This window comes from Veillonella sp., assembly GCF_018364065.1.
Lineage (GTDB): Bacteria > Bacillota > Negativicutes > Veillonellales > Veillonellaceae > Veillonella_A.
This window is the reverse complement of sequence record NZ_JAGZMO010000002.1, coordinates 340,520-361,962: the sequence shown is the minus strand read 5'-3', so window position 1 is coordinate 361,962 and position 21,443 is coordinate 340,520. Positions and strand designations below refer to the sequence as shown.

Here is a 21,443-nt window from a genome sequence, read left to right as displayed (position 1 = left end):
TATTTAACTATCATGTAAATATATGTTAATCCTTTTCAACAATTATGTGCTATTTCTTTTTAACTGTTATGTGTTATTTCTTTTTAACAGTTCTTATCGTTTGCTCTTACCTACAGGCACGTAGATGGTACCGGAGGACATAGGCCCTACAGTGCCCTGTTGGAAGATAATGTACAATTCGTGATCTTCTGTTGCATAGAAGTCGGAAGGAACTTTATCTACCGTACGGTTTTCAGGGAAGAACTGGTCGGAAATTTCCTGGTTATCGTTAATCGCCGCATTTAATACGTCCTTGGACACGCCGCCGAAGTCACCTAAAGACAACAGACGACCGCTGGAGCTGTTAAATGTAAATGCTTTTACTGTATTTAAGCCGTTAGCCGCCTGATCGCCGATAGTGTAAGATTTTAACAATACACTGAAGATACCATCGCCATTAGCCACTACATCGTAGGTAATGTACAAGTTCTGCTTCATATCCGCTTTCAGATTATTCTTTTCCAAATTCTTCTGCAAGGTCTGTACGTACTTGGTGATTTTTTCGTTCATCATCTTAGTTACTACAGGGCTCACATGTTTCACTTCCGGATAGGTAATGTGTAAACGGTCACCGGTAATGGCGATTGGCGAAACAGCCACGGCCAAACGTTGGTAGTACGCATTGGCATCCGGCACCTGAATGAGTTCCGCATCACGAGTTAACGCATCTGTTTCGTTCCACATTTCCTTGTTACTGCTTGGCGAAATGTCCTGGGAAATGCGTTTTGTCATAATACCGGTTGTGTTGTTCTGCGCTTCAGTCGGTGTCTGAACGGCTACAATATCGCCGGATTCATTCGTCACCGCTACGGACGGTTCGGAATCTACAGGCACTACGGTCACATCGGCCGCACTGACTGCGGAAAAACCGCCAAGCACTGCGCCGCCCACAAGCACAGCCATTATATATTGCTGTAATTTACGTTTCATAACATACTCCTCCTTTAATAGGAACACATATATAGTCACATTCCTGTGCTACCATATATAGTTATTTTACTTTATAACTACATAGTCTCCTGTCTGTATATTCCCACTTGTTGTGAGAATAACATACAGAATCAGCCTATATATTGAACTATATCTATAAAATCAGTATATCATATTCCGATGAATTGTTCATGACATAAAATTATATAGGACAAAACTTAAATAAGGGCTGTAACAATTAATATATTTATATTTCTCTATGTTATAATAAAATCAGCAAACATGATTATACATCATCTAATTTTATTTTTTATACAGGAGAAAGCATTATGAATCAAATAGAATTTCTTAACGAATACAGTGTAGACCGACGTCACACAAATTCTTCCAAATGGGACGGCATGGGGAAACGTCTCGGCTTCGATGCTCCGGACTTGCTCTCTTTATGGATCGCAGACATGGACTTCAAAGTACCTCGTGAAGTCACTGACGCCTTAATTGAACGCGTTAACCACGGTGCATACGGTTATACTTTAGTTCCGGAAGATTATTTCGACGCCATCAACGGCTGGTTGCAGCGCCATCACGGCTACACGGTGGATGAGCGACACGTGCGCTTCTGCGGCGGCGTAGTTACAGGATTCTATAATACTGTAAACGCCTATACCAAACCCGGTGACAGCGTATTAGTCTTCACCCCTGTATATCCGCCATTCCAATCGGCACCGCAAGATACGAGCCGAAAACTCATCACCAGTCCTCTGATTCGCGATGAAGAAGGCCATTACACCATTGATTTTAAAGATATGGAAGCAAAGATAACAGACAACGACGTTAAGCTCATGATTTTCTGCAATCCTCACAACCCGGCAGGCCGCGTATGGACCGAAGAAGAATTGGACACCGTATTCAGCATTTGCGAGGCTCATGATGTAATTATCGTAAGCGATGAAATCCATCAAGATTTTATTTTCGAGCCATACAAATTTACTTCTGCCTTGACTGTAAAAGATGGCCACTATAAGAATCGCCTCATTGCCTTATTCAGTGCATCAAAGACGTTCAGCCTGCCATCCTTGCCGATCAGCCATGTGGTTATTCCTGACCAAACATTGCGCCGTCAATATGATGAGTACACAAAAGCCGTTGATCATACGCCATTGAACGTGCTCAGCTTGGAATCCACCAAGGCGGCCTTTGCTCATGGGGACGAATGGTTTGATGCTTTAAAAGCGGTTATTCTCGACAACTACAACTATTTCAAAGAAGAACTTTTAAAAGTGGCTCCTGAATTGGTAATTACACCGCTGGAAGGTACGTACCTGGCATGGGTTGATTTCTCCGCCTATATGGAACCGGAGAAAACTAATGACTTCCTGCTCCACACCTGCAAACTGGCTACCAACCCGGGCTCCTGGTTCTCCAAAGACTGCGCATCCTTTGCACGCTTTAACTTAGGTACTTCCCCTGACAACATTAAAGAAGCGGTGGCACGACTCAGTAAAGGTCTGGAAAGCCTAAAGGTTTAATAAAACGATATAAGTAGAAGGTCTAATTAAAGGCAAGATTAAATGGATATAAACTAAACCGAATAAACGCCTTTATAATCTTTATACCAATACAAACTAAAAAAGACCCGAATGATTGGTCTCCTCGTGAGTAGGAGCCTTTCATTCAGGTCTTTTTTTACGTATTATAAATCACCTAAATAGTGTTTAGCTTCGCAATAGTTAACCATGCCTTCTACAACGTTTTTAGCTGCATGCATAGCCAATACTACAGTGGCAGGTTTATGAACGATGTCACCGCCGGCGAATACGCCTTTGCGGCTGGTCATGCCATAAGGCATATCACGGGTAATTACATAACCGTTATCATCAACATCAATGCCATTTTCAGCGCCCACAATGGACGTATTAGGTTTCTGACCGATGGCTATAATGATTTTATCGGCCGGTAAAATTTCATATGTACCGGTACCTGTGATAGAACCGTCTTCATGACCGTCCTGTACTTCACAACGAAGGCCTGTTACGATTTGACCGTCACTTTCCACGCCTACAGGAGCACGGAAGAAGTTAAAACGAACGCCTTCTTCTTTAGCTTCCGCATATTCGGAAGGGTTAGCACTCATATTAGCTTCGCCGCGGCGATATGCCACGTTAACACTCTTAGCGCCCAGACGCACGCAAGTACGAGCCGCATCCATGGCCACGTTGCCGGCGCCGATAACGATTACACGGTCACCAGGTTTTACAGCGATCATTTCTTCGCCAATACGGCCATTTTCATGGAGCTGTACAGCAGTCAACAAAGCCATAGCCTGAAGCACGCCCGGTTTATCGTCGTTTTCCATTGGCAATGGAATTGGCACATGTGTACCAATGGCGATGAAGATAGCGTCAAAACCTTCCGCCATAAGTGTATCAATATTGCGTTCAGGACCGATTTCCACATTACATTCGAACTTAACGCCCAATGCTTTCAAGCGGTCGATTTCACGACGCACAACATCTTTACCCAAACGGAATGCAGGAATACCGTAGAGCAGAATACCGCCCGGTTCTTCCTGTTTTTCAAAAATTGTTACATCATAGCCGAGACGGGCCATGTCGCCTGCTACGGTAAGGCCGGCAGGACCGGAACCGATAACGGCAATTTTACCTTGATCTTTAATAATAGGTTTTAACTTACGAAGTCCATAATGACTTTCGAAGTCTGCAGCAAAGCGTTCCAATTTACCGATGTTGATCGGTTTTTTAGCGCGATTTAAAATGCAGTGACCTTCGCATTGTTTTTCACGAGGGCAAACACGGCCGCAAATAGCCGGTAAATTACTGCGTTCGCCGATAATATCGTTAGCTTCCCCGAAGTTACCGCGCGCGATGGCGTGAATAAAGCGAGGAATTTCATTCTGAATCGGACAACCTGTGCGGCATAAAGGCTTGGCGCAATTCAAACAGCGCTTTGCTTCTGCCAAAGCTTCTTCCAATGTATAGTCTTTATCAAATTCTACATATTTTACTGCATCTTCACTCATTATACTGCCTCCTCTAAACCGCGATGTTACCACCCGGTAACCATCTCTCTTTTATACCCTTATTAAATCCCCAAATTGTACCTTTTTTGAAATTTTCCGCATATTACATGCTAATCTATATTATACAAAACAATCTATATTTTAGCACCTGCAAAATTTTAATCACCAAAAGGGGCACATATTATTCATTCTACACGGGCATTATCGTTATATTATCTATCTGATTTTCTCATGTTAACTATATCATACAGTAAAGATAAATTATTTACGTTGGTCTCTATACTAAATCTATAGGCTTTTATAGGTCCTACTTACTCATTCCTTTTTGCTTTGCTTCTTGGAACTCATTTTGTATGCGCGTTAACATGTCCGGATTGTTCAATATGTCGATACAAGTACCTGCCAGGACAACGGTCGCATCAAGCATCGCCTCATGAGCCCGTGCCGTTTTGCCCGCTTCCACATATTCTGTGGAATGAGCGGCAATACCCTGATCCACAAAAGCTGTGCGGATACATGTGCCCGGAACCATGTACATAACATTGCCGAAGTCGGTTGAACCCGTCTTTTTACGAGGTTCCGTAATCTGTGGCATCCCCAGCTGAACAGCCTGCTCCATCACTAAATCATTCAACGTAAAGTTAGGAATTTTAGCCTTAAACGGATAGTCACGCTGCACTTCAAAGGTCGTATCAGTCATCAAGGCGGCCCCTTTTAAAATGTTCATAAAACGTTCTACTACTTCGTTTAAATAATCTGTGTCATAAGAACGCAACGTGTATTCACCAACAGCCTTATTAGGTACCACATTAGGCGCTCCGCCCGCATCACGCACCGTGTAGTGCATACGCGTATCATCCTTCACGTGTTCGCGGAGAAACTCAATGCCGTTAAAGCTGAGTAATACCGCATCAAAAGCACTGCGTCCTTCATCAGGATTCATGGCCGCATGAGACGATGTGCCGTGGAATGTAACTACGAAGTTTTCCAACGCCATACAGCGTTCGTCCACACAGGTGGAGTCCGCCCCGTGCATCATCAAGGCAATATCGATGTCTTGGAAACAGCCGTTGTCCGCCATTACAATTTTTCCGCCCAACGTTTCTTCCGCCGGCGTTCCATAAATGACGATTTTATAATTATGATGGCCTCCAAACTGACGAATCGCTTCAGCCGCTCCTAAAATAGCCGGGCCCTGCATATGATGTGCGCAACCGTGACCCAGACGCTCCAAAGCATCATATTCAGCCAACAGACCAAATGACGGGCCGGAGCCGTCCCCATTTACATATGTAGCACGAAAGGCCGTAGCCATTCCACCTACGCCGGATTCCACTTCATAACTGGCCTGTTCAAGATACGCCTTCAACAACTCGGACGATTTAAACTCTTCACCGGACAATTCCTTCAAATCGAAAATTTCATCACTTAACGCTATTAACTGATGGCCGGGACCTTCTTTTAAAAAATCCTTTACCGCTTTAATATCCTGTGCGTTCATATGCTCTCTCCTTTATAATTACTTTTTTTATAGATATTCTACTTTATAGCTATTTTCTTTGCTTTATAACTAAACGGTTTTACTTTATAGTCAATCTATTTTAAACAGACGACTTTATACTTAATGAATTTTAAATAGACAATTGTTATATAAAAAGTCCTCCTTATATTATATCGCAACAGGTGTATTTCCTGAACGAAATAACAAGGAGGACGTTTATATTTAATAACCGATTAATAGCTTACTATCTGATAATTATCTGATTACTATCTGATTAATATCCGATTAATATCCGATTAAGATAGCCCCAACCATAAATACACAGCCTGCTAAAGTCCAGAGGATAAATAGCGGCATCATGAATTTCAACCAGTTTGTATACGGAATGCGCGATACAACGAGGAAGCCCATCAAGGAGGAGGACGTAGGCAATACGGAGTTGGAGAAGCCGTCGCCCAATTGGAAGGCCAATACGGCTGTCTGACGAGTCATACCGATGATGTCGGCAAGTGGCGTCATGAGCGGCATTGTTACTACAGCCTGACCGGAACCGGATACTATGACACAGTTAATGAGGGACTGAATGAGGAACATGCCCACAGCCTGTAAATAACTTGGCATGCCGTCTACTGCATTAGACAATGTGTAAACGATAGTATCGATGATTTTTGCATCCGAAAGAACCACTTCGATACCACGAGCAAAACCAATGATCAAGGCACCAACGCAGATATTGGCACAACCGCGACCAAAGATTTTAGCAATTTTATTTACATCATAGCCTGCAATAAGACCTACCACAACGCCCAGCGTCAGGAAGAGACCAGACATTTCTTCGTAATACCAATCCCATTTTACAAGACCGTAAATCAAAACGCCCATGCCTAAAACGATGGCTAAGAGGCTCAAAATCATGCGCGTATCCATAGGAACTTCTTCTTTTTCAAGTTCAAATTCCGGCGGATTTTCTTCTCCGTAAACGATGCTCTTCCTAGGATCGTCCATAACGCGTTTCGCATACCACATAATGTATAAAGACGTAATAATAATAAGTACAATTAAGATGAAAATACGGTAACCGCTGCCGGAGAATAAAGGAAGCTGCGCAATAGACTGGGCCACCCCAACGCTAAACGGATTGAGTACGCCGGCGGTAAAGCCGATGGCCGCGCCCATAGCAATCATAGCTGTGCCCGTTACGCGGTCGAGCCCTAATGACTCAGCCAATACAATACCAATAGGTACGAAAATCATAACTTCCGTGGACATGCCCATGGTGGTACCGAAAATAGAGAATAACGTTACAAAGGCAGGAATAACCATGAAGCGACGTTTGGTAAATACTTTGGACAAACGCTGCGCCAAAGCAGAGAAAACTTTTGTATCAATAATAATTTCGAAGGCGCCGCCAATGATTAGAATGAATGTAACAATAGGGGCTGATTTTACAATGCCCTTATAAATAATCGCCGGTACTTCCCATAAACTGATTGGATTGGATTTTATAAATGCAAACGATCCGGCTTTTACTAACGTACGGCCTGTTTCCGCGTCCTTGAAGCGTTCAAATGAACCGGCCGGTACAAAATGAGTGGCAATAACCGCCAGAATAATAAGCCCCACCAACAAAACGAAGGTATGAGGAGCTTTTATGTTTTTAAACATACAGGATCTCCTTTCTCAAGCAAAACAAATACATAAAAAATCCCCTCAAGATTGTGCACCCTGTCCGGTTACCATAATTCACAGTCCCACCGGCCAAGGCAAGAATGAAAGCCTTATGCACTCCGGTGCGAATATGTGATGCAGTAATCAGGAAGTGACAATCAAAGGGGATTTAACATCTATCGATGAGCCCGCCAAAGGCGGAGCCTCACTTACACTGTTAACGGATTAACAACTTAAATTGTTCCCAAATCTAAATTGCTCTCTCTAGTTCCATTAAAATTCGTAGTAATCGTCTCTGCCAATATGCATGAAGTACACTTCACACACGTCAAAACCTTCCGCTTTCACCGCATCAGCGATGCACTTAGCCATTTGCCCTTCCATTTCTACACCGCGATCGAACTGCAGCACTTCCACCAATGGGTACATGTTATGAACTTCGCCATTTCGGAAATATTGAGTTTCAGGACATTCCAGTGTGAAATAATCCAATGGCGTATTGGATAAATCAGACAATGTTTTTGGCAAGTGAATACTTAATTTTTTTACAACATCAGGTTTTACACCTTTAAAAATCAATTGTGGCATAACTGCGCCTCCTAATACGATACATAATCAGTTAACAGCTATAGATCTAACAGTTTAATATTACACCATTCTTACATAAAAATAAATAATTTTCTATAAAAATACCAAATTAATATAAAAAACCGACTTCGTGGCTGCGATATTTCACAGCCCACTGAAGCCGGTCTATTTGGTGCGCCTAGGCGGAATCGAACCACCGACACGCAGTTTAGGAAACTGCTGCTCTATCCTACTGAGCTATAGGCGCATATGTAACTTGTATTTACAAATAAAGTAAATGAAAGAATAGTTATATTATAAACGGTTCACTCATTTACTGCAATATTACGGCTTTCAAAGCCTATTTTTACGCTTAAAAAGTCTTAACTGTGGATATATGTTCGATGAATTTTAACAGTCTATCCAATGTGGATAGATTTTGAAAAATTTTATGTGCGTAAGTGTATTTTTGCCTTTATATGGGGTTTATTAACACTAAAACGTGTATTTATCCACAGAATTATCCACTAAAATTACGACTTATACACTTTTACAATGGCTTTACACACAATAAATTCACAGTCTATCCACAAGTTATCCACTGACTTTTGTGGATAACTTTTACTATAATATCAAACATAAGCATCAATTTTACATATTTTCACCAAAATTTTTTCTTTTGTTCACAAACTAAAGACACTCACTTTGAAATCAATCTGTAATTAATATATAAAAACCCCTTACTTCACAAATAGAAGTAAGGGGTTTGTAAATTCTTTACAGTGTCTTATTCGTACAATGTCTTATTCAGGGAAGATTAACTGACCGTCTAATTCTACCGGACGGCTCCAGTCAACTTGTACGTCTGTGCGTTCCCACATCAATGTTAACGCCAGTTTTAAATTCTCCAATGATGCAAGTGGAGAAATTGTTACTTTCTCATACACATTCAAATCCGTTGCTTTTTCGATTTCCTGATCTGTATTCAAATAGGTCAGTACTTTTTCTTGCCATGCTTCATCAGGTAACACGACGGTTACGTCTTTTGTCTCCTTATTATATGCAATGTATCCTTTTTCATCCACTCCGTAATGGATTGCATAGTATGCTATATCAGTCATCCTAATAGCTCCCTTTCTTTTGTTTAGTCTTTGCATAGTAATTTGTGAGCACCTAACAAATTACATTAACAAGTTTCTTCTTCTTATTATTTAACCATATAAGGCCGCAACTAATCAATATGTATTTTATATGGCCTTATATAACCTTACATCTGCTTATTCAGCTTTATAGTACACCGCATACATAACCGGCAGCACGATAAGTGTCAATATGGTGGCTACCAGTAAACCACCGCTAAAGGCGATGGCCATAGGTGACCAGAAGGCGCTGCGCATGAGTGGTACCATACCTAAAATAGCCGCCAATGCGGTGAGCATAATCGGACGGAAACGAAGTATGGTTGAACTTACTATAGCGTCATGGATACTTTGCCCTTCCCGGCGATGCAATTCTATCTGATCAATTAAAATTATAGAGTTTCGGATGATCATTCCACTAAGTGAAATGACGCCCAGTACCACCATAAAGCCCATCGGTGTATTTGTAAGAATCATGGTAAAAACTACGCCGATAAGTCCTAGAGGCGCTGTTAAAATCGCCATAATCATGAGAGCGATTTTCTTAAGCTGGAACATGAGGATAACCATGATGAGGCAGATCATAATCGGAATAGGGCCCTTTAGATTATCCAAGGCCGTATTGCTGTCTTCAGCGGATCCACCCATTTCAATGGTGTAGCCTGCCGGCATTTGTGCTCGAATCGTGTCGAGTTTTTCATTCAATTCATTAGCCAACGTATTTTCCATAACGCCGGGCATTACATTCGCATGAACTGTAATAGTAGGCTGCATATTACGACGCCAAATAATACCGTCTTCATCACCCATGGATATAGTGGCGATTTGGCTGAGCGGTACATAAGCGCCGGATCCTGTTTGAATTGGAATGTTCTGAAGCACGCTCATATTGTGATCTTCATTGCCGCCCAATTTAAACTTCATCGGCACGGTCTGATTGCCTACATAGTATTCACCGACGGATACGCCGGAAATTTTACTTTGTAAATCCAGCGACACAGCGTAACTGTCTATGCCCATCATGCGCGCCTTGGCAGGATCAATATGGACCTGAATATTCGGCGTACTGTCCGGCCAGTCTTCCGACACATCGGTCATATCCGAATAGGTTTTAAAGAGATCTTTTACCTGACCGGAAATATCTTTTACCGTCTTCATATCCGGCCCGGACACGCGGAACATAATCGGATACTTAGCCGGCGGACCGGTCTGAATAAAGCTCATATTAATAAGCGCTGACGGAAACTCATCCTTCAGTTTCTGATTTAATTCTTTATACAAGCTGTTGCGGTCTTCCAAGGAATTCGCCACAATAACATACTGCATATAATTGTTCCGTTCCACTTCCGGATCCAAGGTCAGAACGAAGCGTGGCGCCCCTTCACCTACATAAGCGGAATAGTGTTCAATGCGCTTATCGCCGCTCAGGAGATTATCTAAAGCCTCCGCCTGTTCCTTCGTATATTCTAAGGATGAACTCTGCGGAAATTGTACGGACAGCATAATTTCCGGACGGGTGGAGTTCGGGAAAAATTCCAATTTAATAAGAGGCATTAAAAGGAGCGAGGCTACGAAAAGCACCAATGTAGTTCCTAATACAATTCGACGATGCCCCAAGGCCCAATGAAGGCCTTTTTCGAAGCGCTGTAAGAACGCCTTTTGAATCCGTACAGCCCGGCTTTCTTCGTGATTTTCCTTAATTCGTATTAATCGGCTTCCCAATACAGGACTCACCAATACGGACGCAAACCAGGATAGCAGCAATGCCAGAGCTACTACGATAAATAAGCTGTGCGTAAATTCCGCTACAGAGCCTTTTGACAGGAAGATTGGCAAGAAGCCTGAGCAGGTGATCAAAGTACCGCTAAGCATTGGGAATGCTGTTGCTTTATAGGCAAACGTGGCCGCCGAATGCGTATCCAGTCCTTCTTCCATTTTAAGCGTCATCATTTCTACAACGATGATGGCATCGTCAACGAGAAGGCCCAGCGATATGATTAAAGCCCCCAAACTTACTTTATGAAGCTCTAAGCCGTCCGCATACATACCCACGAAAGTACTGGCTACCACGACAGGAATTGTCAAAGCTACTACGATACCGCTGCGCACGCCTAGCGAAATGAAGCTTACAATGAGCACAATGACGATGGCTTCGAATAAGGATCTGGTAAACTCGCCGATTGATTCATCAACTACTTGCGGCTGATTGGAAACCTGGCTTACTTCGAGACCTAATGGAAGCTGCCCTTTATAGGCGGCCAGCTTTTCACTTAGGGCCTTACCGAACTCAATATTATTGGCACCCGGATCCATAGATACGGCAATGCCGATGGCCGGTTTGCCGTTGAAGTAGAACAGCGGACTTTGCGGTGATTCATAATCAAGCCGCACGGTGGCAATATCACCGAGACGCAGGCTTTGGCCGTTTACTTGAAGCGGCATATCGCGAATAGCATCTACATTATCGAAAAGGCCGTTTACGCGAAGATACACGTTATTGGTATCCGTATCAATCATACCGGCCGGCACCATAGCGCTCTGCTGTTTTAACGCATTTAAAATTGTATTCGCACTAATCTGGTAAGCCGCCAGCTTATCCTTGTTGATTTCCACATATACAGTCTGCTCCTGCACACCTTTTAAATCAATGCGCTTCACATTTGGTACAGATAGGAGTACACGCTTAATTTCTTCCGCGTAGGCACGTTTCTCTTCATAGGAGTAATCATCCCCTGTGAGGGCGTAAATCGTGCCGTATACGTCATCAAAACGATCGTTAATGATAGGTCCTTGAACACCGGAAGGGAGATTTGACCATTCATCATCCACCATGTGCCGTACTTCCGTCCAAGCGGCCCGCACATCATCAGCAGGTACCGTTTCTTTTAAATTGATAAAAATGACAGATTTACCGCCGTCAGTAAAGCTTCTTGTATAATCAAGCCCAGGTAAATCGCGTATTTTTTCTTCCAGTTTATCCGTCACCTGTTCCGACATTTGCTGCGGTGATGCGCCGGGCCAAGCGGCCGCTACGACCATAGTACGGATGGTAAAGTTCGGATCTTCCATGCGCCCGATTTTTAGGAAGGAGAATGTTCCTATGGCAAAAAGCATAGCCATGAAGAAGTATATGATGGACTTGTGACGCAAAGCCCAGTCTGCTAAATTAAATCGACTCATATGCGTACCTTAGCCCCTTCTTCCAGCTTGTCCGTACCGGCCGTCACGATGCGGTCTCCATTAGCCAAACCGGATACCACTACGACGCTGTTGGCGCCTAAGGTGCCCAATTTTACAGCTACTTTCTTCACAACGCCGTCACGTACAACATATACATAGCCTTCACCGGTTTTACCGCCGCTGCGGTCGCCCACCAAAGCGGTCAATGGTATGGTAATCCCTTTATTATCAAGGGCACTGAAATCTACAGCTGTAGTCATGCCAAGCTGCAAATTAGCCGGTTTTGAAAGTAAAGAAATTTTAACTGTATACGTTCGAGCCGTCGCATCCGGAACCGGTGAAATTTCACGCACTACGCCTTGTACCGGCTCATTAGGCAAAGCCCAGAACGACACATGAGCAGGTGAGCCCACTTTAACAGAAGCCAGCATCTGTTCCGGCAAGGCGATAACTGCTTCCGGTTCATCGCCTACAGCAATAGAGCCTACCGTTTGACCGGCGGCCACTACTTGGCCTACTTCTACGGATTCAGCCGTAATAATTCCATCAGCCGGTGCTACCAGTTGCGTATAATTCTGCTGATTCATGCTGGTTTGTACGCCTGCCTGGGCCTGTGCCAGCTGTGCTGCCGCTACTTTGAAGGTATTTTCCATTTGATCCAATTGTAATTGGCTGATAGCCTGCTGTGCAAATAAAGTGCGATAACGTTCCACATTTGTTGCCGCCAGGTCATACTGGGATTGAGCCGCTGCCAATGCGCCCTGAGCGTTCTGGAGCTGACTGCTCGTATCGCCCTGATCCAATACCGCCAATACCTGGCCGGCTGCTACCCGGTCGCCTACATGGAAATTCTTTTGAATAACCCGGCCGCCGATTTGGAACGACAAAGCCGTTTCATAGCGATTTTTAATCGTCCCTGCAAAGGTATTTTCATTCGCCACCGTATCTTTGCCGATAACCATCGTTTTAACAAGCGGTGCCTGACCTTCCGTTATATTATCACTGCCACAGCCGCTAAAACCCAGACTAAGCCCTGCAATAGCCCCGATAACTGCAAACATACTCAATGTTTTAATCGCCCATTTTTGCTTACTGCCTCGCCAATGAATCATATGATAACCTCCCATATGCGTTCTTTGCACTCATTTCAATCTGTAAAACCAAGTAATCATATCCACTTAATAATTTGTTGGATACTTTGATTAATCAATTATTGATATTTGATATTAAATTTTATAATTTTATACTTTGTTACTATATATACTTTCCCATATTTAATTTTATTCTACTCATCTGAAAAGTATATGTCAAAATTCGGCAAAAAAAATCCTTACATCCTGATTCCACATAAGAATACAGATGTAAGGATTTATAGTAATCTCTAGTATTTAGTTTTTAGACGAGCCTGACTCTTCAGTTTCTTCTTCTGCCGGTGGTTCGTAAATAACCATGAGCTTATCGATACGCACATTATCCATATCTACTACCTCAAAGGTATATTCGTCCCAAACGACGCGGTCAAGTTCTTTCGGAATACGTCCGAACAGATACATAAAGAAGCCCGCCACAGTTTTATACAGATCTTCGTCTTCGCCCGGTAATTCTTTATTGATGTTAAAATACTCTTTAAATTCATCGATGCTGATGAGACCGTCAACAAGCCAGGTTGTTTCGTTGCGCTGAATGATGCGGTTTTCTTCTTCCTTCAATTCATCCTCGCTGGCCGGCATCAAACCTACCAGTTTTTCCATGATGTCATGAAGAGTTACGAGACCGCTGAAACCGCCGTATTCATCAAGTACTACAGTTTCATGGACACCTTCCGTACGGAATACTTCCAACAGTTTCATAAGACTGATGGATTCCGGTACCATAACCGGTTCCTTAACATTCTTTTCCACCAAGGCTTTAATAGATTCTTTTTCGTTCTGCTTTATATAGTCTACAAATACGTCGGCTACGATAACCAGACCTTTCAGTTCATCCAACGAATCAAGGCCAACCGGCAGACGATAATGGGTGGACTCACATAAAATCTCACGCACTTCTTCTTCAGAACTGTTTAAATCAATCCATTTTAGCTGCGTACGCGGTGTCATAACATCGCCGGCACTCAAATCAGCCAGACGGAATACATTATCTACGAGACGAGGTTCATCTTTTTCAAAAGCCCCCAACTCAACACCTTGTGTGAGCATTTTATTGATTTCCAATTCCGTTACAGGCGATTCTTCTTTATCTTTTACGCCCATTAATTTTAATAAACCGGCCGTGGAAATACTCAACAGAGCTACCAGCGGTTTGGCAATCAATGAAAAGTAATGCATTGGTACCGCCATAATGATGGCAATTCGCTCCGGCGAGTTGTACGCCAGGCGCTTCGGCACCAGTTCCCCGATAACTAACGACAAATATGTCGTCAATGAAACGATAATAATAGGGCTGAAGGAATCGGCATAGCCGGCCAGACTTGGAATGTATTCCTTAATTGCCTTAGCTAACGGCTCCGACAAGGCCGCACCGGAATATAAACCGGTTACGATACCGATTAAGGTAATCCCGATTTGAATGGTCGAGAACATCTGGTTAGGATCTTCCGACAACTGTATAGCGCGCTGAGCGCCGATACTGCCTTTTTCAGCACTATCTTCTAATAAGCCTTTACGAGAATTCACAACTGCCAACTCGGTCATAGAAAAGATACCGTTGGCTACAATTAATAATAAAATTATGAGTATCTCAAGACCTACATCACCGTCCACTTATCTATCACTCTCCTCTTACTAAGTGGAATTTAAGTTTTCACTTATTGTTACATATCATCTGTTTTCTTTTATGTACTGCTGTACATATCGTTATACATACGTTTCTACTTTTTTATAGTATTTCCGTACATCTTTCTCTAAGTACTTTTTGTACTTATTTTTCATACCTGCCTTATGCCTGTACTTGCTCTATAGTATATCATATTCACATTAAAATAAAAAATGACCCGCTACACACTTCGCATATACTGCGTTAGTATATACGCCTCTGTGAGGGGTCATTTTGAATACTTGTTTTATCAATCTATATGAACAGCGAGCGACTCTGATTTTACGCTTTATGTAAACTAATCTATATAAACAGTGAGCTACGCTGTAACTAAGCTCCATATAACTCTATATTAACAGTGAGCCACGCTGGTATTAAGCTCAAAACTCATCTATATAAACAGTGAATACACTGATTTTAACGGGAGCGGACGGTTTATCTGTAATAGCTAAACCGTCCATTTTCTTTAAAATACGCCGTTCACTTACTGATTGTTAATCTTATGCCAAGATGTTTTTAATATCAGCCACGATCAATTCAGGAGACAAGTGATAACGGGCAATTAATTCATCCATTGGTACACGGTCATTTACTTCTTTAGTCATACCGATATTTAACACTTTCATATCGCTAGGACCGTAGTAACGGGATACTTTTTCACCGAAACCGCCATCAAGTACGCCGTCTTCCAAGGTTACTACTAATTTATGATTTTTACGCAATGCTTCCAAAGTATCTACATCTATTTCAGAGGACAAGCGAGGATTAATCAAGGTTGCATCAATACCTAATTCAGCTTTTAATGCCGCTTTAGTTTCACGGCCTAATTCATAGAAGGCACCAAGACCTAAAATAGCCACAGTATCGCCTTTTTCAATTACCTGATTATCTAATTTACCGTTAAATGCCACGCCGGTTTCATAAGTCTGTACTTTACCGCCAGGCACGCGAATCATTACAGGACCGTCTGTCTGTTCCAAGGACCAGTCAAGCATAGCCAATAATTCTTGTTTCGTTACCGGAGATAATACAGTTAAATTAGGAATTGTATTCATCATCGCCATATCGAAGGCGCTGGAATGTGTAGCATCCATAGATGAAATACCGCTGCCCAATGGGAAGGATAAAATCGTTACCGCATTATTATTTAATGCCATATCCTGAGTCAATTGGTCATACGTACGTTGTAAGAATGTAGCAGCATCAAGGATAACCGGTTTACCGCCATTTTTAGCAATACCGGCAGCCATAGCCACCATATGTTCTTCCGCAATACCTACGTCAACGAACTGTTTACCCGCCTGTTTACGACGTTCAGGATTGAAGCCGCCAATACTTGGTACGCCTGCAGTTAAACCTACAATTGTAGGATCCTGTTTCATTTTTTCAAGTAAATGAGTGGCAATGATTTCATCATAGTGTTCTTCACTCATGTAAGCGTCCACATCAAAATGACGACCCATGATGTAGTGGTAAGTTTCAGGATCAGCTTCCGCTTCAGCAAGACCTTTACCTTTTACTGTCACCATATGAATCACAACAGGAGTTTGGCTGTCTTTCACTTTATTAAATGCTTCAATCAAAGATTCCACATTGTTACCGTCTTCAACGAAGATATAATCAAGGCCCATAGCTTTGAAATAGTTATTGGCAGATTGACCTTTGGAATCGCGAAGCTCTTTTAAATGTTTGTAAATACCGCCTTCATTTGGCGCAATGGACATATCATTATCATTGAAGAGTACAATGAAGTTACTGCCCAAAGTAGCTGCTACGTTGAGGCCTTCCATAGCTTCACCACCGGATAAGGAACCGTCACCTAAGATGGCGATTACATTGCCGGATTCACCTTTTAAATCACGACCTTTAGCAAGACCGGATGCCAAGCTTACAGCCGTAGATGTATGACCTACTGTAAAGAAGTCATGTTCGCTTTCACCAGGGTTTGTATAGCCTGTGTATTTACTGAATAAAGCAGGATCAATAAAACCTTCCTTACGGCCGGTTAAGATTTTATGTACATACGATTGATGGGACACATCAAATACAAATTTATCAACCGGGGAGTTAAATACATAATGTAAAGCCAAGGTTGCTTCAACCATGCCAAGATTTGGCGCCATGTGACCGCCGGTTTCATTTACACGGTTAATTAAAACCTCTCTAATTTCAGAAGCTAATGTGTTGAGCTCTTCTACGCTCATACCTTTAATATCTTTTGGGGAGTTAACGTTGTTTAATAAATTCATTGTCATTTCCTTTCATCTATCACTATTTAAGCTTGAAACTTCTCAGAACTTCATAGGTAATCTACTGTAAAAAGTTACGAAGCATATTGCTTATAAATACTAATTTTTAATACATGCAGATACATACATGTATTTGGTTATTTGTCATCAACTAAATTCACTACATTGATTTCATATCAGCTAAACTCATTGCGCTGATTTCCAATCACCAAAACTGTTTATGTTGAATTTTCCAACCAACGAAACTGATTATAGACCTTGGAGCCCACTTCAAGTCAAGCAAAAATATTTAAAATTTTAGATTTATTTTAAAAAAACTTATAAAACCCCATTTTTACGCAACAAAAAAGCGACTCCCCTGTATGTGATTCATACAATGGAGTCGCTTATATATTATGTTTACATGAGAATCTTATTTAGTATATGTTCCCATACACCCTATTAATAGGATTCGTAGTCACGTTCCAAATTAACTTCTTCCAATGGAATTGTTTTGGTTTTATTTTTAAATTTGTAACCGAAGTAAATTAAAAGGAACGCAGGAATACCGATATAGGCTACGCTTACGCCGTACCAGTCAATCTGATCACCCATAAAGGCTGTGTAGTTCTGGCCCGCCATAATGATAATACATAAAACAGCAGCCAAGATTGGACCGAATGGGAATAATAAAGCGCGGTACGGAATCGTTTTAATATCTTTTCCTTGTGCAACAAAGGCGCGACGGAAACGATAGTGTGCAATCGCAATACCTAACCAGGCAATAAATCCGCTCATACCGCTAATGTTGATTAGCCAAGTATAGGCTGTACCTTCACCGATCAAAGACGTAGCAAAGGCGAATACACCAAACGCTGCTGTAGCGAACAAAGCAGGTACAGGTACGCCGCGGCTGTTACAGCTGGTGAAAATCTTAGGTGCCAAGCCGTCTTTTGCCATTGCGTAAAGCATACGGGTGGACGCATATAAACCGGAGTTACCGGCGGATAATACGGCCGTTAAAATGATGGCATTGATAAAGCTGGCCGCAAAGGCAAAACCAAAACGGTCAAGTACCAATGTAAATGGGCTGATAGCTACGTTTTCTACACTGGAATTCAATAAGTTCGGATCATTATAAGGGATTAAAAAGCCGATAACAACAAAGGAGCCAATGTAGAATACTAAAATACGCCAGAAAATCGAGTGAATCGCTTTTGGAATATTTGTTTCCGGTTCTTCCGATTCACCGGCAGCAACGCCGATCAATTCGGTCCCCTGGAAGGAGAAACCCGCTACCATGAAGATAGCTAAGATAGAACTAAATCCGCCTACAAACGGAGCTTCACCGACAGTCCAGTTAGTGAATCCCGGAGAATCGCCGCCTACGCCGATAATAAGCATAGAGCCAACAAATAAGAACACAAACACGGTAATAACCTTCATACTGGCAAAGATGTATTCACTTTCACCGAAGGAACGTGTCGATAAATAGTTCATCAAAAACAATGCTACTAAGAACAAGGCTGACCATACAATGGCCGGTATATCCGGAAACCAGTACTTCATAATCAAAGAACCGGCTACCAACTCAGCCGCTAACGTAATGGCCCAGTTAAACCAATAGTTCCAACCAAGGGCAAAACCGAAGGCCGGATCCACATAACGGGACGCGTAAGTTCCAAAAGAGCCCGGTACAGGCAAATACGTTGCCATTTCACCAAGACTGGTCATCAAAAAATAAACCATGATACCGATTACGCCATAAGCAACCAAAGCACCGCCAGGGCCGGCAGTACTAATTACTTCGCCGCCGGCTACAAATAAGCCGGTGCCAATGGAACCCCCCAGGGCAATCATATTCATATGACGCGATTTCAGGCTTCGGCGTAATTTGTTTTTAGCAGATAGTCCTTGCACGTAAACATCATCCCTTTCTCAATTTACAAATCAAGGTTTCGAACCAAGTTTGCATTATCTTCAATAAATTTACGACGAGGTTCTACCTTGTCGCCCATGAGTACACTAAATATTTTATCCGCCTCAATAGAGTCTTCCAAACTTACCTGCAAAATAGTTCTGTTCTCAGGATTCATTGTAGTTTCCCAAAGTTGTTCAGGATTCATTTCCCCTAAGCCTTTGTAACGTTGGATCGTAATATTTTCACGACCTACTTCGTCAAGCTTAGCCCCCATTTCAGCGTCACTGTAAACGTACCAATGACTCTTGCCCTTCTTAATCTGATACAAAGGCGGTTGTGCAATGTAAACGCGTCCTTCTTCGATTAAAGGCTTCATATAACGATAGAAGAAAGTCAGTAAGAGCGTACGAATATGAGCTCCGTCCACGTCCGCATCTGTCATGATAATAATCTTGTGGTAACGGCTCTTGTTAAGATCGAATTCTTCACCGATACCTGTACCGAATGCAGTGATCATGGAGCGAATTTCGTTATTCGCCAAAATCTTATCTAAACGTGCTTTCTCTACATTTAAAATCTTACCGCGCAATGGCAAAATAGCTTGGTAACGGCGATCACGGCCTTGTTTGGCACTACCGCCGGCGGAGTCCCCTTCGACTAAATAAATTTCGGTCATAAGCGGATCTTTTTCAGAACAGTCTGCCAATTTACCCGGTAAGGAACTGATTTCAAGAGCATTTTTACGACGAGTCAATTCACGAGCCTTGCGTGCCGCTTCACGTGCACGGTTGGCCGTTGTAGCCTTGTCGATGATACGTTTAGCTTCAGAAGGATGTTCTTCCAAGAAGACCTTCAATCCTTCTGATACTACCGTATCAGTAATTCCCTTCACCTCACTATTGCCAAGCTTTGCTTTCGTTTGGCCTTCAAACTGAGGATTTAACACCTTAACGCTTATAATAGCAGTTAACCCTTCGCGCACGTCTTCACCGGACAAGTTGGCTTCACTTTCTTTAATCAGCCCGGCTTTACGACCATAGTCGTTCAAAGTACGTGTTAAGGCACTGCGGAAGCCGCTCAAGTGAGTACCGCCGTCAATCGTATTAATATTGTTTACGAAAGACAGAATATTTTCACTGTAGCCGTCATTATACTGTAAGGCCACATCCACCACTACATCGTCACGAGTATTTTCCATGTCGATAATGGTAGGATGTACCGCATCTTTTGTTTCGTTTAAGAACTGTACGAAGGATGTAATGCCCCCTTCATACATAAAGCTTTCTTCTTTTTGTTCTTCGCCGCGCTTATCGGTTAAGGTAATGCGAAGTCCTTTATTCAAGAACGCCAATTCCTGTAAACGAGTGCGCAATACGTTGAAATCAAAAATCGTTGTTTCGAAAATTTCCGCATCCGGCTTAAAGGTAACTGTTGTACCGGTGTCAGTTGCTTTACCGATCACAGTTAACGGATTCTTCAAATGACCGCGTTCAAAGGAAATTTCATAAAGTTTGCCACCTTGGCGAACCTGTACGATAGTCCATTCGCTCAAAGCGTTAACTACGGAAATACCTACACCGTGAAGACCGCCGGACACTTTATATCCGCCGCCACCGAACTTCCCTCCTGCGTGAAGTTTAGTCAATACCAATTCAACAGCCGGAATACCTGTTTCATGCATACCTACAGGAATACCGCGGCCATTGTCGACTACAGTAACGCTGTTGTCTTCATTGATACTTACTTCAATATGTGTACAGTAGCCTGCTAAGGCTTCGTCCACACTATTATCTACAACTTCATATACTAAATGGTGCAGCCCTTTGGCAGAGGTACTGCCGATATACATGCCCGGACGGGTACGAACTGCTTCGAGACCTTCCAGTACTTGTATATCCTGCGCTCCATAATGTTGTTCTGCCATACTTGCTCCTCCCTAAAAAATCTATAAAAAATACAGTTTATTATACAATGTTTTTATTTTTTTGTGTATAAGGACACGGGAATTAAATTGGACGATTTTGCCAATCGTTTTCCCACCCCGGTAATCGACATGCTGAGACCGTAAATCGTGTCTTTAGTTACCAAGTAACTTTCAATGGGCTCATCAGGAAATACATGGATTACCTTAGCATTGTTCCACTGCTTATTGCGACGGCGTTTCCCTTTGATCAAAGGAATTGTCTGAACTACCGCAATAATTTCATCCATGGAAATACTATATGTATCAGATAAATGAACAAACATAGACTATATCACTTTCCGTAAAAACAATAACAAATCATAAATTACAACAATAAAACTACAAAATCAAGCATTAAAAAGCGATTCTTCATATTGAAAAAATTTCAATCTTCAAAATACGGCAAAACTTTTAAAATTCCATGAATTTCTAAATGCCGTAACTGTACTATTA

The 21,443-nt window shown here is 42.3% G+C and carries 14 protein-coding genes and 1 tRNA gene; 1 reads left to right on the top strand and 14 read right to left on the bottom strand.

The annotated features are described in order from the left end of the window. Nucleotides 1–93 precede the first annotated feature (93 nt). Complete coding sequence (locus KHZ77_RS03460) at nucleotides 94–969, bottom strand: hypothetical protein (RefSeq protein ID WP_295195744.1); 876 nt, start codon at nucleotides 967–969, stop codon at nucleotides 94–96. Between the two features lie 329 nt (nucleotides 970–1,298). Between KHZ77_RS03460 and KHZ77_RS03455 the strand changes: the two genes are divergently transcribed. Next, entirely contained in the window at nucleotides 1,299–2,498 is a 1,200-nt protein-coding gene (locus KHZ77_RS03455) for a MalY/PatB family protein (RefSeq protein WP_295195742.1), read from the top strand. Nucleotides 2,499–2,662: 164 nt separating this feature from the next. Here KHZ77_RS03455 and KHZ77_RS03450 read toward each other — a convergent pair whose 3' ends face one another. The 13 genes from KHZ77_RS03450 to KHZ77_RS03390 form a co-directional block, all read right to left on the bottom strand. Further along, nucleotides 2,663–4,009, bottom strand: a complete 1,347-nt coding sequence (locus tag KHZ77_RS03450; RefSeq protein ID WP_295195741.1) for an NAD(P)-dependent oxidoreductase — start codon at nucleotides 4,007–4,009, stop codon at nucleotides 2,663–2,665. A gap of 307 nt (nucleotides 4,010–4,316) precedes the next feature. Beyond that, on the bottom strand, nucleotides 4,317–5,510 hold the full coding sequence (locus KHZ77_RS03445) for a M20 family metallopeptidase (protein ID WP_295195739.1): 1,194 nt from the start codon (nucleotides 5,508–5,510) through the stop codon (nucleotides 4,317–4,319). A 285-nt stretch (nucleotides 5,511–5,795) separates the two neighbouring features. Then, a complete protein-coding gene (locus KHZ77_RS03440) occupies nucleotides 5,796–7,175 on the bottom strand; it encodes a YfcC family protein (protein WP_295195737.1) in 1,380 nt (459 codons plus the stop codon). 276 nt (nucleotides 7,176–7,451) lie between these two features. Beyond that, entirely contained in the window at nucleotides 7,452–7,766 is a 315-nt protein-coding gene (locus KHZ77_RS03435; RefSeq protein WP_295195736.1) for a DUF1904 family protein, read from the bottom strand. A gap of 170 nt (nucleotides 7,767–7,936) precedes the next feature. After that, nucleotides 7,937–8,013 (bottom strand) — tRNA-Arg (locus tag KHZ77_RS03430). A 535-nt stretch (nucleotides 8,014–8,548) separates the two neighbouring features. Continuing rightward, nucleotides 8,549–8,866 (bottom strand): hypothetical protein, encoded by a 318-nt coding sequence (locus KHZ77_RS03425; protein ID WP_295195734.1) that lies wholly within the window; start codon nucleotides 8,864–8,866, stop codon nucleotides 8,549–8,551. Nucleotides 8,867–9,022: 156 nt separating this feature from the next. Further along, nucleotides 9,023–12,064 (bottom strand): efflux RND transporter permease subunit, encoded by a 3,042-nt coding sequence (locus KHZ77_RS03420; RefSeq protein ID WP_295195733.1) that lies wholly within the window; start codon nucleotides 12,062–12,064, stop codon nucleotides 9,023–9,025. Then, complete coding sequence (locus KHZ77_RS03415) at nucleotides 12,061–13,176, bottom strand: efflux RND transporter periplasmic adaptor subunit (RefSeq protein WP_295195731.1); 1,116 nt, start codon at nucleotides 13,174–13,176, stop codon at nucleotides 12,061–12,063. The genes KHZ77_RS03420 and KHZ77_RS03415 overlap by 4 nt, the downstream gene beginning before the upstream one ends. Before the next feature lie 276 nt (nucleotides 13,177–13,452). After that, nucleotides 13,453–14,826: a hemolysin family protein gene (locus KHZ77_RS03410; RefSeq protein ID WP_295195729.1), complete on the bottom strand. Its 1,374-nt coding sequence runs from the start codon at nucleotides 14,824–14,826 to the stop codon at nucleotides 13,453–13,455. Nucleotides 14,827–15,378: 552 nt separating this feature from the next. Beyond that, a complete protein-coding gene (locus KHZ77_RS03405; protein ID WP_295195727.1) occupies nucleotides 15,379–17,127 on the bottom strand; it encodes a 1-deoxy-D-xylulose-5-phosphate synthase in 1,749 nt (582 codons plus the stop codon). A 441-nt stretch (nucleotides 17,128–17,568) separates the two neighbouring features. Continuing rightward, the gene (locus tag KHZ77_RS03400; protein WP_295195725.1) at nucleotides 17,569–18,972 is read right to left on the bottom strand and encodes an amino acid permease; all 1,404 of its coding nucleotides are present in this window, start codon (nucleotides 18,970–18,972) and stop codon (nucleotides 17,569–17,571) included. Between the two features lie 77 nt (nucleotides 18,973–19,049). Continuing rightward, nucleotides 19,050–20,951, bottom strand: a complete 1,902-nt coding sequence (gene gyrB, locus KHZ77_RS03395) for a DNA topoisomerase (ATP-hydrolyzing) subunit B (RefSeq protein WP_295195724.1) — start codon at nucleotides 20,949–20,951, stop codon at nucleotides 19,050–19,052. 53 nt (nucleotides 20,952–21,004) lie between these two features. Beyond that, nucleotides 21,005–21,274, bottom strand: coding sequence for a hypothetical protein (locus tag KHZ77_RS03390; protein ID WP_295195722.1), 270 nt, complete (start codon nucleotides 21,272–21,274; stop codon nucleotides 21,005–21,007). Between the last annotated feature and the right edge of the window lie 169 nt (nucleotides 21,275–21,443).

Excerpts from the sequence above, each read along its gene's own strand:
- KHZ77_RS03415 (WP_295195731.1), bottom strand. The coding sequence starts at position 13,176 with ATGATTCATTGGCGAGGCAGTAAGCAAAAATGGGCGATTAAAACATTG.
- KHZ77_RS03460 (WP_295195744.1), bottom strand. The coding sequence starts at position 969 with ATGAAACGTAAATTACAGCAATATATAATGGCTGTGCTTGTGGGCGGC.
- gyrB (WP_295195724.1), bottom strand. The coding sequence starts at position 20,951 with ATGGCAGAACAACATTATGGAGCGCAGGATATACAAGTACTGGAAGGT.
- KHZ77_RS03435 (WP_295195736.1), bottom strand. The coding sequence starts at position 7,766 with ATGCCACAATTGATTTTTAAAGGTGTAAAACCTGATGTTGTAAAAAAA.
- KHZ77_RS03420 (WP_295195733.1), bottom strand. The coding sequence starts at position 12,064 with ATGAGTCGATTTAATTTAGCAGACTGGGCTTTGCGTCACAAGTCCATC.
- KHZ77_RS03425 (WP_295195734.1), bottom strand. The coding sequence starts at position 8,866 with ATGACTGATATAGCATACTATGCAATCCATTACGGAGTGGATGAAAAA.
- KHZ77_RS03400 (WP_295195725.1), bottom strand. The coding sequence starts at position 18,972 with ATGAATATGATTGCCCTGGGGGGTTCCATTGGCACCGGCTTATTTGTA.
- KHZ77_RS03390 (WP_295195722.1), bottom strand. The coding sequence starts at position 21,274 with ATGTTTGTTCATTTATCTGATACATATAGTATTTCCATGGATGAAATT.
- KHZ77_RS03440 (WP_295195737.1), bottom strand. The coding sequence starts at position 7,175 with ATGTTTAAAAACATAAAAGCTCCTCATACCTTCGTTTTGTTGGTGGGG.
- KHZ77_RS03450 (WP_295195741.1), bottom strand. The coding sequence starts at position 4,009 with ATGAGTGAAGATGCAGTAAAATATGTAGAATTTGATAAAGACTATACA.
- KHZ77_RS03455 (WP_295195742.1), top strand. The coding sequence starts at position 1,299 with ATGAATCAAATAGAATTTCTTAACGAATACAGTGTAGACCGACGTCAC.
- KHZ77_RS03405 (WP_295195727.1), bottom strand. The coding sequence starts at position 17,127 with ATGAATTTATTAAACAACGTTAACTCCCCAAAAGATATTAAAGGTATG.
- KHZ77_RS03445 (WP_295195739.1), bottom strand. The coding sequence starts at position 5,510 with ATGAACGCACAGGATATTAAAGCGGTAAAGGATTTTTTAAAAGAAGGT.